This window comes from Variovorax sp. GW531-E2, assembly GCF_059423125.1.
Genome location: NZ_JBWKXQ010000017.1, coordinates 84,423 through 100,119 on the forward strand (window position 1 = coordinate 84,423; position 15,697 = coordinate 100,119).

Annotated in this window: 14 protein-coding genes; 6 read left to right on the forward strand and 8 right to left on the reverse strand. The window is 67.0% G+C overall.

All coding sequences use genetic code 11. The features are described from left to right. Positions 1–7: 7 nt before the first annotated feature. From AC07XP_RS13030 to AC07XP_RS13050, 5 genes are all read right to left on the reverse strand, one after another. Positions 8–2,407, reverse strand: coding sequence for a 3-hydroxyacyl-CoA dehydrogenase/enoyl-CoA hydratase family protein (locus AC07XP_RS13030; protein ID WP_495264914.1), 2,400 nt, complete (start codon positions 2,405–2,407; stop codon positions 8–10). A gap of 458 nt (positions 2,408–2,865) precedes the next feature. Beyond that, entirely contained in the window at positions 2,866–3,300 is a 435-nt protein-coding gene (locus AC07XP_RS13035; RefSeq protein ID WP_070060217.1) for a DUF2147 domain-containing protein, read from the reverse strand. A 43-nt stretch (positions 3,301–3,343) separates the two neighbouring features. Continuing rightward, complete coding sequence (locus tag AC07XP_RS13040; protein ID WP_070060218.1) at positions 3,344–5,140, reverse strand: acyl-CoA dehydrogenase C-terminal domain-containing protein; 1,797 nt, start codon at positions 5,138–5,140, stop codon at positions 3,344–3,346. A 75-nt stretch (positions 5,141–5,215) separates the two neighbouring features. Then, positions 5,216–5,920 carry a TetR/AcrR family transcriptional regulator gene (locus tag AC07XP_RS13045; RefSeq protein WP_070060219.1) on the reverse strand — a complete coding sequence of 235 codons (705 nt, stop codon included), beginning with the start codon at positions 5,918–5,920 and terminating at the stop codon, positions 5,216–5,218. A 150-nt stretch (positions 5,921–6,070) separates the two neighbouring features. Further along, positions 6,071–6,829, reverse strand: coding sequence for an SDR family oxidoreductase (locus AC07XP_RS13050; protein WP_139701460.1), 759 nt, complete (start codon positions 6,827–6,829; stop codon positions 6,071–6,073). Positions 6,830–6,938: 109 nt separating this feature from the next. On the opposite strand from AC07XP_RS13050, the gene AC07XP_RS13055 reads away from it, so the two are divergent. After that, positions 6,939–7,826, forward strand: coding sequence for a LysR family transcriptional regulator (locus AC07XP_RS13055; RefSeq protein WP_495264915.1), 888 nt, complete (start codon positions 6,939–6,941; stop codon positions 7,824–7,826). On the opposite strand, the gene AC07XP_RS13060 is transcribed toward AC07XP_RS13055, so the two are convergent. From AC07XP_RS13060 to AC07XP_RS13070, 3 genes are read right to left on the reverse strand one after another with little or no spacing between them, the layout of a single operon-like run. Beyond that, a complete protein-coding gene (locus AC07XP_RS13060; RefSeq protein ID WP_159278639.1) occupies positions 7,816–8,664 on the reverse strand; it encodes a fumarylacetoacetate hydrolase family protein in 849 nt (282 codons plus the stop codon). The two genes, AC07XP_RS13055 and AC07XP_RS13060, sit on opposite strands and share 11 nt — an antisense overlap. 29 nt (positions 8,665–8,693) lie before the next feature. Beyond that, a complete protein-coding gene (locus tag AC07XP_RS13065) occupies positions 8,694–9,449 on the reverse strand; it encodes an SDR family NAD(P)-dependent oxidoreductase (RefSeq protein WP_159278640.1) in 756 nt (251 codons plus the stop codon). Further along, positions 9,446–10,180, reverse strand: coding sequence for an SDR family oxidoreductase (locus AC07XP_RS13070; RefSeq protein WP_492698187.1), 735 nt, complete (start codon positions 10,178–10,180; stop codon positions 9,446–9,448). The genes AC07XP_RS13065 and AC07XP_RS13070 overlap by 4 nt, the downstream gene beginning before the upstream one ends. A gap of 165 nt (positions 10,181–10,345) precedes the next feature. Here AC07XP_RS13070 and AC07XP_RS13075 point away from each other — a divergent pair, with 165 nt between their 5' ends. The 5 genes from AC07XP_RS13075 to AC07XP_RS13095 are packed head-to-tail and all read left to right on the forward strand — an operon-like array spanning position 10,346 to position 15,678. Next, entirely contained in the window at positions 10,346–11,053 is a 708-nt protein-coding gene (locus tag AC07XP_RS13075) for a FadR/GntR family transcriptional regulator (RefSeq protein ID WP_159273772.1), read from the forward strand. Between the two features lie 47 nt (positions 11,054–11,100). Continuing rightward, the gene (locus AC07XP_RS13080) at positions 11,101–12,111 is read left to right on the forward strand and encodes a sialic acid TRAP transporter substrate-binding protein SiaP (protein WP_307582850.1); all 1,011 of its coding nucleotides are present in this window, start codon (positions 11,101–11,103) and stop codon (positions 12,109–12,111) included. Between the two features lie 9 nt (positions 12,112–12,120). Next, positions 12,121–12,678, forward strand: coding sequence for a TRAP transporter small permease (locus AC07XP_RS13085; protein ID WP_070060225.1), 558 nt, complete (start codon positions 12,121–12,123; stop codon positions 12,676–12,678). A 31-nt stretch (positions 12,679–12,709) separates the two neighbouring features. Beyond that, complete coding sequence (locus AC07XP_RS13090) at positions 12,710–14,104, forward strand: TRAP transporter large permease (protein ID WP_095743531.1); 1,395 nt, start codon at positions 12,710–12,712, stop codon at positions 14,102–14,104. A 47-nt stretch (positions 14,105–14,151) separates the two neighbouring features. Continuing rightward, positions 14,152–15,678, forward strand: a complete 1,527-nt coding sequence (locus AC07XP_RS13095; RefSeq protein ID WP_495264916.1) for a UxaA family hydrolase — start codon at positions 14,152–14,154, stop codon at positions 15,676–15,678. Positions 15,679–15,697 lie beyond the last annotated feature (19 nt).

Consider the following 15,697-nt stretch of genomic DNA (forward strand, 5'->3'; position numbering starts at 1 on the left):
TCTGTCCTTAGTTGCGCACGGGCTTGCCGGTGCTGAGCATGCCCATGATGCGTTCCTGCGTCTTGGGGTGCACGATGAGCGAGCAGAACGCCTTGCGTTCCAGCGTCATCAGGTATTCCTCGGTCACGAGCGAGCCCGCGTCCACGTCGCCGCCGGTGACCACGTTCGCGATCAGGCTGGCAATGTGGAAGTCGTGCGCGCTGATGAAGCCACCGTCGCGCATGTTCACCAGCTGGCCCTTGATCGTCGCGGCGCCGCTGCGGCCCGCCACGCGGAAGGTGCGGCGCAGCGGGGGGCGGTAGCCGGCGTCGGCCATCGCCTTGGCCTGCTGCAGTGCCACGTAGAGCAGCTCGTCCTTGTTCGGCACGATCACGTCGCTGTCCAGCAGGTAGCCCAGCTTCTTCGAGTCGAGCGCGCCCGTGCCCACCTTCGCCATCGCCGCGGCGGTGAAGCCTTCGGTGAGGAACGGCAGCAGGTCGGTGCCCGTCGAGGCCGATGCGTTTTCTGCCGCGCGGCGAGCGATGTAGGTCAGGCCGCCCGCGCCGGGGATCAGGCCCACGCCGACTTCGACCAGGCCGATGTAGCTTTCCATCGCGACGACGCGCTTGGCCGAGTGGATGGCCAGCTCGCAGCCGCCGCCCAGCGCCATGCCGCGCACGGCGGAGATCACCGGCACGTTGGCATAACGGATCTTGAGCATGACGTTCTGCAGCTCTTCTTCCGCGCCTTCGACCGCGCCGATGCCCGCGACCACGAAGGCCGGCAGCATCGCCTGCAGGTCGGCGCCGACCGAGAACACCTCGTCGGGCGACCAGATCACCAGGCCCTTGTATTCGGCCTCGGCCAGGTCGACCGCGGCACCGAGTGCCTCGGCCACGTCGGGGCTGATGGCGTGCATCTTCGACTGGATGCTCGCGATGAGCACTTCACCGTCGAGCGTCCACACGCGCACATCGCCTTCGTCGCTGATCGTCGTGCCGGCCGTGTGGGCATCGGCCGCGTTCGCGCCGAGCACGCTCTCGGGGAACAGCTGGCGATCGTGCACGGGCAGCTTGCGCTGCGGCACGAACTTGTTCTGCGACGCGCTCCACGAGCCCTCGGGCGTGTGCACGCCGCCCGCTTGCGCAACCGGGCCTTCGAAGACCCACTTGGGCAGCGGTGCGGTGCTCAGTGCCTTGCCCGCGTCGATGTCTTCCTGCACCCACTTGGCGACCTGCGCCCAGCCGGCTTCCTGCCAGAGTTCGAACGGGCCCTGCTTCATGCCGAAGCCCCAGCGCATCGCGAAGTCGATGTCGCGCGCGCTCTCGGCGATGTCGGCCAGGTGCACGGCGGCGTAGTGGAAACCGTCGCGCAGGATGGCCCAGAGGAACTGGCCCTGCGGTCCTTCGCTCTCGCGCAGCAGCTTCAGGCGTTCGCCCGCGGGCTTCTTGAGCATGCGGCCGTACACCTCGTCGGCCTTGGCGCCGGCGGGCACGTACTCGCCGCTCTTCAGGTCGAAGCGCAGGATGTCGCGACCGGCCTTCTTGAAGAAACCGGCCTTGGTCTTCTGGCCCAGGTTGCCCAGCTCCAGCAGCTTGGCGAGCACGGGCGGCGTCGCGAAGTTGGCGTAGAACGGATCGGTCTCGGCGTTCAGGTTGTCCTGCAGCGTCTTCACGACGTGGGCCATGGTGTCCAGGCCCACCACGTCGGCGGTGCGGAAAGTGCCCGAGCTCGCGCGGCCCAGCTTCTTGCCGGTGAGGTCGTCCACCACGTCGGGCGTAAGGCCGAACTTCTCGACTTCCTTCAGCGTGGCCAGCATGCCGGCGATGCCGACGCGGTTGGCGATGAAGTTGGGCGTGTCGTGCGCACGCACCACGCCCTTGCCGAGCGTGCTGGTGACGAAGGCCTCGAGGTCGTCGAGCACCTGCGGCTGCGTGGTGGGCGTGTTGATCAGCTCCACCAGGAACATGTAGCGCGGCGGGTTGAAGAAGTGAATGCCGCAGAAACGCGGCTTCAGGGCTTCAGGCAGTGCTTCGCTGAGCTTGGTGATCGACAGGCCCGAGGTGTTCGAGGCCAGGATCGAATGCTTGGCGACGTGGGGCGCGACCTTCTTGTACAGATCGAGCTTCCAGTCCATGCGCTCGGCAATGGCCTCGATGATGAGGTCGCACTCGCCGAGCTTGGCCAGGTCGTCGTCGTAGTTGGCCTGCTCGATCAGGCCGGCGTCGGCCACGTCGCCCAGGGGCGCGGGCTTGAGCTTCTTGAGGTTGTCGATGGCGCGCGTGACGATGCCGTTCTTCGGGCCTTCCTTGGCGGCCAGGTCGAACAGCACGACAGGCACGCGCACGTTGACGAGGTGGGCGGCAATCTGCGCGCCCATCACGCCGGCGCCGAGCACGGCGACCTTCTTCACTTGAAATCGGGACATGGCTGAGTTTCGAAGTTATGAATCAGTTCGGGGAACACTGCGAAACCGGTTTGGCCGGGCCGCTGGTCTTGCCCCTTGAGGGGAGGCTGCTACACGAAGTGAGCAGCACGGGAGTGGGTCAAGCTATCAAGAACAAAAGGGAATCTCCGCTGCATCGATGACGCGCTATGCCGAGTCCGATTCGGCACCTGATGTCGGTGGCGATTCGTCTGCTGCCAGTGAGTTCGCAAGGAGAACCAGTCCTCCCAAACCAAACAGACCGCAGATCGCCCAACCGAAACCGACCCACCACGGGAATGTCGCCGAGGCGCCTCTGTACCCGGTAGCAATGGGGACAGTTGCGAATATCCCAAGAAAGAAGATGACAGCGGCCGCACCAGCAGCAACCGCCACGAGGGCAAGGCCACCGATCAACTTTCCAGATGAGACGCTCATGTCACATGGCCTCCGTTGCGCACTTACTGCACACGGTTCCAGGTTTGGGTGCGCCAGAAGGGGCCCAGATAACCGCGCACTTCCAGCTTCTTGCCGCCGTCGATCGGCGTGAAGCTCGCGCGGTATTCCTTGCCGTTCTCGGGGTCGAGGATCTTCCCGCCTTCCCAGACGTCCTTGCCCTCGGCCTTCTTGCCGCCACGGATGATCTCCAGGCCCGCGATGGGCTTGCCCTTGCGGTCGTCGGCGCATTCGTCGCAGGTGGCGTCGGGCTTGGTGTCTTTCTTCAACGACTTCTCGATGCGCCCGAGCAGCGCGCCGTTGGTCTCGGCGATGCGGATCTCGGCCTTGGCCTCGCCGGTCTTGTCGTCGACGTTGCGCCACAGGCCCACCGGCGTGCTCTGGGCCATGGCCGAGACGGCGGTGACGGTGAACAAGACGGCTGCAAGCGTTGCTTTCATGAGCGGGCTCCCGGTGGGTCGATGAAGAAAGGCTGTGTGTCGCTTAAGCGAGTGCTGCGTCGGTGTCCATCAGCACCTTGCTGCCGGCGCGCGCGGTGCGCATCAGCATCACGGTCTCGGGGAACAGCTTGGCGAAGTAGAAGCGTGCGGTCTGCAGCTTGGCGACGTAGAACGGATCGTTGTTGCCGGCGGCGATTTCGCGCAGGGCCACTTGCGCCATGCGGGCGAACAGGTAGCCGAACACGAAGTGGCCGGCCACGCGCAGGTAGTCGACGGCGGCGGCGCCCACTTCGTCGGGGTTCTGGAAGCCCTTGAAGCCGATCTCGGTGGTGAACTTGGTGAGCTGGTCGCCCAGCATCGCGATCGGGTTGATGAACTCGGCCATCTTCTCGTTCACGCCTTCTTCTTCCACCAGCTTGGCGACGAGCTTGCCGAACTTCTTCAGCGAGGCGCCGTTGTTGCCCAGGATCTTGCGGCCCAGCAGGTCCAGCGACTGGATGGTGTTGGTGCCTTCATAGATCATGTTGATGCGGTTGTCGCGCACGAACTGCTCCATGCCCCATTCCTTGATGAAGCCGTGGCCGCCGAAGACCTGCATGCACGAGTTCGTCGCGATGTGGCCGTTGTCGGTGATGAAGGCCTTGACGATGGGCGTGAGCAGCGCGACCAGCTCGCCGCTGTCCTTGCGCACCTTCTCGTCGGGGTGGTTGTGTTCCTTGTCGAGCAGCAGCGTGCAGAAGATCTGCAGCGCACGGCCGCCTTCGGCATACGCCTTGGCCGTGAGCAGCATCTTGCGCACGTCGGGGTGCACGATGATGGGGTCGGCTTCCTTGTCCTTGGCCTTCACGCCCGACAGCGAACGCATCTGGATGCGGTCCTTGGCGTAGGCCAGCGCGTTCTGGTAGGCCACTTCGGTCAGGCCGAGCGACTGGTTGCCCACGCCCAGGCGGGCGGCGTTCATCATCACGAACATGGCGGCCAGGCCCTTGTTGGGCTCGCCCACCAGCGTGCCGGTGGCGCCTTCGATCACGATCTGCGCGGTGGCGTTGCCGTGGATGCCCATCTTGTGCTCCAGGCCGGCGCAGAAGATCGGGTTGCGCTCGCCGAGCGAGCCGTCGGCCTTGACGTGGAACTTGGGCACCACGAACAGGCTGATGCCCTTGCTGCCCTTGGGCGCGTCCGGCAGGCGGGCCAACACCAGGTGAATGATGTTGCTCGTCATGTCGTGCTCGCCGGCCGAGATGAAGATCTTGCTGCCGGTGATGCGGTAGGTGCCGTCCGCCTGCGGCTCGGCCTTGGTGCGCAGCAGGCCCAGGTCGGTGCCGCAATGGGGTTCGGTCAGGCACATGGTGCCGGTCCACTCGCCGCTCGTGAGCTTGGGCAGGTAGGTCTTCTTCTGGTCGTCGGTGCCGTGCGCGGCCAGTGCCTCGTAGGCGCCGTGCGACAGGCCCGGGTACATGGTCCAGGCCTGGTTGGCGCTGTTGAGCATTTCGAACAGGCACTGGTTCACCACGAACGGCAGGCCCTGGCCGCCGAAGGCCGGGTCGCACGACAGCGCGGGCCAGCCGCCTTCGACGTACTTGGCGTAGGCGTCCTTGAAGCCCGTGGGCGTCTTCACTTCGTGCGTGGCCTTGTCGAGCACGCAGCCTTCTTCGTCGCCGCTGATGTTCAGCGGGAAGGTGACTTCGGCGGCGAACTTGCCGGCCTCTTCGATCACGGCGTTGATGGTGTCGGCGTCGGTCTCGGCGTGGGCCGGCAGTGCCTTGAGTTCCTCGGCGACGTTGAGCACTTCGTGCAGCACGAACTGCATGTCACGCACGGGGGGGTTGTAGGTAGGCATCCGGGACTCTCCTGGTCGAAGCTAGATAGATTGGAAAAAACGAAAACGGAAAAACGAAACGGGCAACCGTGGCGCTCAGCGCACGGTCTTGAGCCGGCGCGTGCCGCGCGCGGCGGGCGCGGACTCGGCGGCGTTGGAAGCAGGCGGCGCGTCCGGCGTGGCGGCGCGCGCGAGGATGTTGTCGAAGCCGACGTTGGCGCGGCCGATGGAGCCGGGCACCTGCAGGAAGCGGGCTTCGTAGTGCAGCGCGAGGATCAGGCCGTGGATCTCGAACCCGACCTGGCGCTCGTCGGCGTCGGCGCGCAGGTGGCCTTCGGTCTTGGACTGCACGATGGCGCGCAGCACGGCAGCCTGCCAGATGCTGACCGACTCGACCAGCGCGTCGCGCACCGGGCCCGGGCGGTCGTCGAATTCGGAGGCGCCGCTGATGTAGATGCAGCCCGAGTCGATCTCGGTCGAGGTGCGCTTCATCCAGTTGGCGAACATGGCGCGCAGGCGCGGCAGGCCGCGCGGGGCCTGCAGGGCGGGGAAGAACACCTCCTGCTCGAAGCGGGCGTGGTATTCGCGCACCACCGAAATCTGCAGTTCCTCGCGCGAGCCGAAGTGGGCGAACACGCCCGACTTGCTCATCTTGGTGATTTCGGCCACGGCGCCGATCGACAGGCCCTCGAGCCCGATCTGCGCGGCCAGCGCCAGCGCGGCGTCGACGATGATGGCCTTGGTCTGCTGGCCCTTGGGGGCGGCGCGGGCCGGCTTGGCGGGAACGGCGGTGGCAGACATCGTGAAAGCTCCGAATAAAACGAACGGTCGTTCTATTTTGCAGGGGCTTTGCACTTTTGACCGCAAATGACCTTGGGCGGCGGTAGGTTAATAAAGGTTAGCCAAAGCAAGGGGCGGCCGCCAGGGGGCCGCACCCTTGCCCCGGCGGGATCAGAACTCCTGCGACACAGGCCGCAGCACGACCTCGTTGATGTCCACGTTCGCCGGCTGCTCGACCGCGTAGACGATGGCGCGCGCCACCGAGTCGGCCGGAATCTGGTTGGCGTCGTAGAAGGCCTTCACGCCGGCGGCGCTCTCGGCGTCGCTGCTGCCGAACTTCAGCTCCGAGTCCACCGCGCCGGGCGACACGATGGTCACGCGCACGCCGCTGTTGCCCACCTCCACGCGCAGGCCTTCGGAGATGGCCCGCACCGCGTGCTTGGTGGCGCTGTAGACCGTGCCGATGGGCGTGAACACCTTCAGCCCGGCGATCGACGCGACGTTCACGATGTGGCCGCTGCCCTGCGCCTGCATGCGCGGCAGCACGGCGGCGATGCCGTAGAGCACGCCCTTGATGTTGACGTCGATGGTGCGGTCCCACTCGTCGACCTTGAGCTTGTCGAGGGGCGACAGCGGCATCACGCCCGCGTTGTTGACCAGCACGTCGATGCGGCCGAAGGCCTCGACGGTGGCGGCCGCGAGCTTTTCCAGGTCGGCGCGCTTCGCCACGTCGGTGGCGACGGCGATGGCGTCGCCGCCGGCCTCGCGGATCTCGGCGACGAGCTTGTCGAGCCGGTCGGTGCGGCGGGCCGCGAGCACCACCTTGGCGCCGCGCGCGGCCAGGTGGCGCGCCGTCGATTCGCCCAGGCCGCTGCTGGCACCGGTGACGATGGCAACCTTGCCCTGGATGTTGTCTTGAATGGAGGTCATGGAATTTCCTTGGGGGGTGTGTTGAAGAGGTGCATGCAGTGTGGAAAATCCACGCGTTCCAGTAAATGAAACTCTGGCGACTTCAGAATTCCCAAAAAAGGAACACCCCATGTCCAACCGCCTCGAAGCCCTGCGCGTGTTCTTCACCGCCGCCGATGCCGCCAACTTCCGCGAGGCGGCCGTGCGCCTGTCGGTGTCGCCGCAGGTGGTGACGCGCGCCGTGCGCGAACTCGAGGAAGAACTGGGCGAGCCGCTCTTTCACCGCAGCACGCGCGGCGTGCAGCTCACCGACTTCGGACGCCAGCTCGCCGAGCGCGCCCGCGTGGCCGTGGGCGGCGTGGACGACCTCTTTCACCGCATCGACCGGCGCGCGCTGTCGCAGCACACGGGCACGGTGCGGGTCACGGCGCCGCATGTGTACGCCCGGCTGATTCCGCAGGCGCTGGCGCCGCTGCTGGCGCAGCATCCCGGGCTGGTGCTCGACCTGCGGCTGTCGGAGCAGCATGCCGACGTGGTTGACCAGCAGATCGACCTCGGCGTGCGTGTCGGCCCGATGCGCGACGCGCGCTTCGTGGCCCGGGGTGTGGGAAAGATGTCGCTGTGCGTGGTGGGCTCACCCGCACTCATCGAGCGGGTCGGTGCGCCGCGCACCGTCGATGCGCTGTCCGGGCTGCCGGTGACGGCGCTGATCGATCACAGCTCGGGCCGGCCCTGGCCGTGGGCTTTCAGCAAGAAACGGGTGTTCACCGTGTCGTCGCCCGCGTTCGTGACGGACAACATCGACGCCGAATGCGCCGCGGTGCTGGCGGGCATCGGCTTCGGCCAGCTCATCGGGCCGCTGGCGCAGCCGTGGCTGCAGTCGGGCGCGCTGGTGGAGGTGCTGGCGGCCGAGGCGCCCGAGCCCTGGCCGATCCACGTCTACCGCCCGCAGCGCGCGCCGGTGCCGGCGCGCGTGCGGCTGGTGTACGACGAACTGGTGCGCGTACTCAGAGCTTGAAGGGCACCACGTCCTGGCGCTGCTCGCCCAGGCCTTCGATGCCCAGCGTCATCACGTCGCCCTTCTTCAGGAACAGCGGCGGCTTCATGCCCATGCCGACGCCGGGCGGCGTGCCGGTGGTGATCACGTCGCCGGGCATCAGCGTCATGAACTGGCTCACGTAGCTCACGAGCTTGGCCACGCTGAAGATCATGGTCTTGGTGCTGCCGGTCTGCACGCGCTGGCCGTTGAGGTCGAGCCACATCGCGAGCTTTTGCGGGTTCTCGATCTCGTCGCGCGTGACGAGCCAGGGGCCGATGGGGCCGAAGGTGTCGCAGCCCTTGCCCTTGTCCCAGGTGCCGCCGCGCTCGATCTGGTATTCACGTTCGCTCACGTCGTTGATGGTGCAGTAGCCGGCCACGTAGTCCAGTGCGCTCTTCTGCGACACATAGCGCGCCTTCGTGCCGATGACCACGCCGAGTTCGACTTCCCAGTCGGACTTGACCGAGCCCTTGGGCAGCATCACCGGGTCGTTCGGGCCCTGGATGCAGCTGGTGGCCTTCATGAAGACGATGGGTTCCTTGGGCACCGGCAGGCCCGACTCGGCCGCGTGGTCGGCGTAGTTCAGGCCGATGGCGATGAACTTGCCGACGTTGGCCACCGGGCTGCCGAAGCGCGGCTTGCCCTTGACCAGCGGCAGCTTGTCGACCTTGGTCTTGCGCAGCTTGGCAAGGGCGGCATCGCCGAGCTGGTCGGGACCGATGTCCTTGACGACGGCGCTCAGGTCGCGCAGCTTGCCTTCGTTGTCGATGAGACCGGGCTTTTCTTTGCCGGGGTTGCCGTAGCGGACGAGTTTCATGCGTTCCTTTCAGTGCATTGAATGGGGAATCAGTAGGTGGAGCGGCCGCCCGACAGGTCAAACACGGCGCCGGTGGAAAACGAACAATCGTCGGTGCAAAGCCAGCCGACCATCGCGGCCACCTCTTCCACCGTGCCAAAGCGGCCCATGGGAATCTTCGAGAGCATGAAGGCGATGTGGTCGGGGGTCATCTGGTCGAAGATGGCGGTCTTCACCGCCGCGGGCGTCACGCAGTTCACGCGGATGCCGGTGTCGGCCAGCTCCTTGCCGAGCGACTTGGTGAGCCCGATGACGGCGGCCTTGCTCGCACTGTACGCGCTGGCGTTGGGGTTGCCGTCCTTGCCCGCCACCGAGGCGATGTTGACGATGCGGCCCTCGCCCTTGGCGCCCTGCCTGCGCATCTGCGCCACCACCTCGCGGCAGCACAGGAACACGCCGTTGACGTTGACCTCCATCACCTGGCGCCAGTCGTCGACCGGGTAGTCCCACAGCTTGACGTTGGGCCCGGTGATGCCGGCGCTGTTGACCAGCGCATCGATGCGCGGTGCGTGCGCGAGCGTGGCGGCCACGGCCTTCGCGACCGACGGCTGCTGCGTCACGTCGACCTTCAGTGCGAAGGCCTTGGCGCCCAACGCTTCGGCCGCGCGCCCGGCGGCGGCCTCGTCGCGGTCCCACAGCGTGACGCTGCCGCCCGAGGCGACGAGCCGCTGCGCGATGCCGAAGCCCAGCCCCGTGGCGCCGCCGGTGACCACGGCGTGGCGGCCTTCGAAATCGAGCCGGTTCATATCGTGATGCCGCCGTCGACCGTGAAGTACTGGCCGGTGGCGAAGATGGATTCGTCGCTCGCCAGGAACACCACCACCGGCGCGATCTCCTCGGCCTGCGCGAGCCGGCCCATGGGCTGGCGCGCCACGAAGGCCTTGCGCGCGGCCTCGGGGTCGGCGTTGGCGTTGATGCGATCGCCCAGCGAGGGCGTGTCGACCGTGCCCGGGCACACGGCATTGCAGCGGATGCCGCGGGCCACGTAGTCGGCCGCCACGCTCTTGGTGAGGCCGAGCACGGCCGCCTTGGTGGTGCCGTAGACAAAACGGTTGGGCAAGCCCTTCATGCTGGAGCACACGCTGGCCATGTTGATGATGCTGCCGCGCCCGGCCGCGAGCATGCCGGGCAGCACGGCCTGGATGGTCCACATCTGCGCGCGCACGTTGAGGCGGAAGGCAAAGTCGAGGTCGTCGTCGCTGGCCTGCTCGATGGTGCCGTTGTGCACCACGCCCGCGCAGTTGAACAGCACGTCGAGCGTGGGCAGCTGCGCCACGACCGCGCCGATGGCGGCCTTGTCGAGCACGTCGAGCTTCAGGGCCGTGACGTTCGCCACGCCGGCGTAGGCCGACAGCAGCTGCTCGTTGACGTCGGTGGCCCACACATGGGCGCCCTCGGCCGCGAGCGCCAGCACACTGGCGCGGCCGATGCCCTGGCCGGCGGCGGTGACGAGCACGGTCTTTCCCTTCAATCTCATGGTCGGTGTCTCCTGGGGTGTTCTGCGGATGCGGGGTGGGTTCGGGTTAGGCCCGATGGGTGACATCTGTGAATCGCCGTATTCTGAATTGGCCTTACCACTTGTCCAATTCAGGACAACCCTTAAGCCGATCCACCGCCTCGCCCGCACCCACACCCTGCTCCCGTGCCGCTCCAGACCGTCGAACCCCAACGCCTCTATCGCCAGATTGCCGACCAGCTCCGGGGGCTGATCGCCAAGGGCGAATTCGACGTGGGCGCACGCCTGCCCGCCGAGCGCGACCTGGCCAAGCAGCTCGGCGTGAGCCGGCCGTCGGTGCGCGAGGCGCTCATCGCGCTGGAGGTCGAGGGCTGGGTCGAGGTGCGCACCGGCTCGGGCGTGTACGTGCTCGACCGCTCGCACCGCGCCAGCGCGCCGGTGGCGCCCACCGAGTGGGGGCCGCTGGAGCTGATCCGCGCGCGCCGCGTGATCGAGGGCGAGACCGCCGCCATCGCCGCCCTGTCGGGCAAGCGCAAGGACGTGGACGCGATGACGCGCGCCATCGCCACCATGCGCGAGATGGCCGACCGCAACGTCATGCCGCTGGACGGCGACCGCGCCTTTCACCTCGCCATCGTCGGCGCCAGCGGCAACGTGGTGCTGGTCGAGACGGTGCAGGGCTTCTGGGATTCGCGCCGCGGGCCGATCTTCACGCGGCTGGGCGGCTACTTCGAGACCGTGACCTCGTGGCGCGCCGCCATCACCGAGCACGAGGCGATCCGCGACGCCATTGCCGCGCGCGACGCCGAGGCCGCGCGCAGCGCGATGCACACGCACATGGACAACTCGCACCACCGTTTCAGCGCGAGCTGGCGCCGCGCCAAGCCCGCCTGATTCCTCGCCAGCCTTCCTGCCAGTTCACTACAACGGAGACACACCCCATGATCAGCAGCAGCAAGAACAGCAAACGCACCGCCCTCAAGGCCCTGGCCGCCTGCGCCCTCGCGGCCGGCGCGCTGGGCGCGACGGGCATCGCCTCGGCGCAGACCAAGCTCAAGTGGGCGCACGTCTACGAGACCTCGGAGCCCTTCCACAAGTACTCGGTGTGGGCGGCCGAGGAGATCAAGAAGCGCAGCAACGGCAAGTACGACATCCAGGTGTTCCCGGCCTCCAGCCTGGGCAAGGAAGCCGACATCAACCAGGGCCTGACGCTGGGCACGGTCGACATCGTGCTGACCGGCGCGAGCTTCGCGGGCAACAGCTACAAGCCGCTGGCCATCACCTACTTTCCGTTCATCTTCCGCGACGCGGAGCACCAGCTGAAGTACGCCAGGAGCGACGTGTTCAAGGAGCTCGCCAAGGGCTACGACGACAAGACCGGCAACCACATCACGGCGCTCAACTACTACGGCGCGCGCCACGTCACCTCGAGCGCGGCCAAGCCGGTGAGCAAGCCCGAGGACATGAAGGGCCTGAAGATCCGCGTGCCCGACGCGCCCGCCTACCTGGCCTTCCCCAAGTCGCTGGGCGCCAATGCCACGCCGATCGCCTTCGCCGAGGTCTACCTCGCGCTGCAAAGCGGCACCGTGGATGCGCAGGAAAACCCGCTGCCCACCATCGAGGCCAAGAAGTTCTACGAGGTGCAGAAGAACATCTCGCTGACCGGCCACATCGTCGACTCGCTGCTCACCGTGGTCTCGGGCCAGCTGTGGGCCAAGCTCAGCGCCGACGAGAAGAAGATGTTCAACGACGTGATGCAGGAAGCCGCCGAGAAAACCGGCCGCGAGATCATCGCCTCCGAGACCCGGCTGGTGGAGGAGTTCAAGAAGAAGGGCAACAACGTGATCACGGTCGACAAGGGCGCGTTCCGCGAGGCCGTGCTCAAGAACACCAAGCCCACCGACCACGGCTACCGCCAGCAGGACTACGACCGCATCATCGCGATCAAGTAAGGCCACACGATGAGCGACGACAAGCTGCTGGGCGACGACGGCGAGTTCCACGCCAAGGACGAGGCCGTCGACCTGTCCGGCACCACCGTGGAGGCCTGGGCCGCCCTGGGCATCTTCTGGGTGCTGGGCCTCACGGTGCTCTACCAGTTCGTGACGCGCTACGTGCTGAACGACTCGGCCTCCTGGACCGAGGAGATCGCGCGCTACCTGCTGGTGGGCACGGTGTTCGTGGGCGCGTCGATCGGCGTGGCGCGCAACAACCACATCCAGGTCGACTTCTTCTACCGCCACATGCCGCCGGCCATGGGCCGCGCGCTGGGCCTGCTGGTCGACGTGCTGCGCACGGCGTTCTTCGCGGCGGCGGTGGTCATGACGGTGCAGATGATGCTCAAGATCGGCAACAACGCGAGCATGACCATCGTCGACCTGCCGATGAACATCGTCTACGGCGTGTGCCTGCTGGGCTTCGTCGCCATGTGCGTGCGCTCGGTGCAGGTGAGCGTGGTGCACTGGCGCCGCGGCTACTGCGTGCTGGAGCGGCCCGAATCCACGATCGACGACCGCTGAGGTCGCAACCCCACTCCATCACGACAACAACATGCTGAAGATCGCCTTCCTGCTCTTCATGAGCGCCGGCATCCCGGTCGCCGTGGCCATGGCCGGTGCCTCGCTGGTCTACATCCTCTGGAGCGGCAACCTGCCAGGCTTCGTCGTCATTCACCGCATGGTGAGCGGCGTCGACAGCTTTCCGCTGCTGGCCGTTCCCTTCTTCATCCTCGCCGGCAACCTGATGAACAACGCCGGCATCACCAACCGCATCTACAACTTCGCGCTCGCGCTGGTGGGCTGGCTCAAGGGCGGCCTGGGGCACGTGAACATCCTCGGCTCGGTGATCTTCTCGGGCATGAGCGGCACCGCCATCGCGGACGCGGCGGGCCTGGGCACGATCGAGATCAAGGCCATGAAGGAGCACGGCTACTCGACCGAGTTCGCGGTCGGCGTGACCGCGGCCTCGGCCACGCTGGGGCCGATCATTCCGCCGAGCCTGCCTTTCGTGATCTACGGGATGATGGCCAACGTGTCGGTGGGTGCGCTGTTCATCGCGGGGCTGATGCCGGGGCTGATCATGACGCTGCTCATGATGCTCACGGTGGCCTACTACGCGCACAAGAACGGCTGGGGCGCGGACGTGAAGTTCCAGTGGCCGCGCCTCATGAAGGCGCTGGTCGAACTGCTGGTGGTGTGCCTGTGGCCCACGCTGCTGTGGTTCGCGGTCGACAAGTTCGGCGCGCCGGCCCAACCGGCGGTGGCCATTGCGCTGGTGATCCTCTTCGCGGCCGACAAGGTCTTCAAGTTCGAGGCGGTGCTGCCGATCATGACGCCGGTGCTGCTCATCGGCGGCATGGCGACGGGCCTGTTCACCGCCACCGAAGGCGCCATTGCCGCCTGCGTGTGGGCGATGGTGCTGGGCTTCTTCTGGTACCGCACGCTGCAGTGGAAGATGTTCGTCAAGGTCTGCCTGGAGACGGTGGAATCGACCTCGACGGTGCTCTTCATCGTGGCGGCCGCCTCGATCTTCGGCTGGATGCTGACGGCCACCGGTGTCACGGCCGACATCGCGAGCTGGGTGCTCAACTTCACCAAGGAAGCCTGGGTGTTCCTGCTGCTGGCGAACCTGCTGATGCTGTTCGTGGGCTGCTTCCTGGAGACCACGGCGGCCATCACGATCCTGGTGCCGATCCTGCTGCCGATCTCGAACCAGCTGGGCATCGACCCGGTGCACTTCGGCGTGGTGATGGTGCTCAACCTCATGATCGGCGTGCTGCATCCGCCGATGGGCATGGTGCTGTTCGTGCTGGCGCGCATCGCCAACCTCAGCATCGAGCGCACGACGATGGCGATCCTGCCCTGGCTGGTGCCGCTGCTGCTGAGCCTGGGCATCATCACCTACTGGCCCGCCACCGTGCTGTGGCTGCCGAAGATCATGCAGTAACGACCACCGCCGGCGCACCCGCGCCGGCTCCGAGAACGATACCCACGATGACCCCCTACATCCGACTCCATCCCGCCGACGACGTCGTCATCGCGCGCTCGCAACTGCTGGGCGGCACGCTCGTCGAGAACGTGGCCGTGCGCGGCCTGATCCCGCCGGGCCACAAGGTCGCCATGCGCGCCATCGCGCAGGGCGAACCGGTGCGCCGGTACAACCAGATCATCGGCTTCGCGAGCAAGCCCATTGCGGCCGGCGAGCACGTGCACACGCAGAACCTGGACATGGGCCCCGACAAGGGCGACTTCGAACGCGACTACGCCTTCGGCGCCGACGTGAAGCCCGCGCCCGCGAAACGCGAGGCCACCTTCATGGGCATCAAGCGCGCCGATGGCCGCGTGGCCACGCGCAACTACATCGGCGTGCTGACCAGCGTGAACTGCTCGGCCACCGCTGCGCGCGCCATTGCCGACCACTTCTCGCGCAAGACCAATCCACAGGCGCTCGCGGCGTTTCCGAACGTCGACGGCGTGGTCGCGCTGACGCACGGCACCGGCTGCGGCATGGACACGCAGGGCATGGGCATGCAGATCCTGGAGCGCACGCTCACGGGCTATGCCACGCACCCGAACTTCGCGGGCGTGCTGGTGGTGGGACTGGGCTGCGAAGCCAACCAGATCAACGCCTGGCTCGCGACCGGCCACCTGGCCGAGGGCGAGAACTTCCGCACCTTCAACATCCAGGACACGGGCGGCACGCGCAAGACGGTCGAAAAAGGTGTGGCGCTCATCAATGAAATGCTGCCGCGCGCCAACGCCGTGAAGCGCGAACCGTGCAGCGCGGCGCACATCACCATCGGGCTGCAGTGCGGCGGCTCCGACGGCTACTCGGGCATCAGCGCGAACCCGGCACTGGGCGCGGCGGTCGACCTGCTGGTGGCGCACGGCGGCACGGCCATCCTCAGCGAGACGCCCGAGGTGTACGGCGCCGAGCACCTGCTCACGCGCCGCGCGGTGAAGCGCGAGGTGGGCCAGAAGCTCGTGGACCGCATCAAGTGGTGGGAGCACTACACCGAGATCAACGGGGGCGAGATGAACAACAACCCCTCGCCCGGCAACAAGGCGGGCGGACTCACGACCATCCTCGAGAAGTCGCTGGGCGCAGTCGCCAAGGGCGGCACCAGCAACCTCGAGGCGGTGTACGAATACGCCGAGCCCGTCACCGCGCACGGCTTCGTCTACATGGACACGCCGGGCTACGATCCCGTGAGCGCCACGGGCCAGGTGGCCGGCGGCGCGAACCTGATCTGCTTCACGACCGGTCGCGGCTCGGCGTATGGCTGTGCGCCCTCGCCCTCGCTCAAGCTGGCGACCAACTCGGCGCTGTGGCAGCGACAGGAAGAAGACATGGACATCAACTGCGGCGAGATCGTCGACGGCACGGCCTCGATCCAGGAGATGGGCCAGCGCATCTTCGAGCTGGTGCTGGCCACCGCCTCGGGCGCGCACTCCAAGAGCGAGCAGCACGGCTACGGGCAGAACGAGTTCGTGCCGTGGCAAGTCGGCGCGGTGATGTGAGGCCCACGCAGCCCCTGCC

Coding starts and splice junctions, on each gene's coding strand:
- AC07XP_RS13030 (WP_495264914.1), bottom strand. CDS start 2,407: ATGTCCCGATTTCAAGTGAAGAAGGTCGCCGTGCTCGGCGCCGGCGTG.
- AC07XP_RS13035 (WP_070060217.1), bottom strand. CDS start 3,300: ATGAAAGCAACGCTTGCAGCCGTCTTGTTCACCGTCACCGCCGTCTCG.
- AC07XP_RS13040 (WP_070060218.1), bottom strand. CDS start 5,140: ATGCCTACCTACAACCCCCCCGTGCGTGACATGCAGTTCGTGCTGCAC.
- AC07XP_RS13045 (WP_070060219.1), bottom strand. CDS start 5,920: ATGTCTGCCACCGCCGTTCCCGCCAAGCCGGCCCGCGCCGCCCCCAAG.
- AC07XP_RS13050 (WP_139701460.1), bottom strand. CDS start 6,829: ATGACCTCCATTCAAGACAACATCCAGGGCAAGGTTGCCATCGTCACC.
- AC07XP_RS13055 (WP_495264915.1), top strand. CDS start 6,939: ATGTCCAACCGCCTCGAAGCCCTGCGCGTGTTCTTCACCGCCGCCGAT.
- AC07XP_RS13060 (WP_159278639.1), bottom strand. CDS start 8,664: ATGAAACTCGTCCGCTACGGCAACCCCGGCAAAGAAAAGCCCGGTCTC.
- AC07XP_RS13065 (WP_159278640.1), bottom strand. CDS start 9,449: ATGAACCGGCTCGATTTCGAAGGCCGCCACGCCGTGGTCACCGGCGGC.
- AC07XP_RS13070 (WP_492698187.1), bottom strand. CDS start 10,180: ATGAGATTGAAGGGAAAGACCGTGCTCGTCACCGCCGCCGGCCAGGGC.
- AC07XP_RS13080 (WP_307582850.1), top strand. CDS start 11,101: ATGATCAGCAGCAGCAAGAACAGCAAACGCACCGCCCTCAAGGCCCTG.
- AC07XP_RS13085 (WP_070060225.1), top strand. CDS start 12,121: ATGAGCGACGACAAGCTGCTGGGCGACGACGGCGAGTTCCACGCCAAG.
- AC07XP_RS13090 (WP_095743531.1), top strand. CDS start 12,710: ATGCTGAAGATCGCCTTCCTGCTCTTCATGAGCGCCGGCATCCCGGTC.
- AC07XP_RS13095 (WP_495264916.1), top strand. CDS start 14,152: ATGACCCCCTACATCCGACTCCATCCCGCCGACGACGTCGTCATCGCG.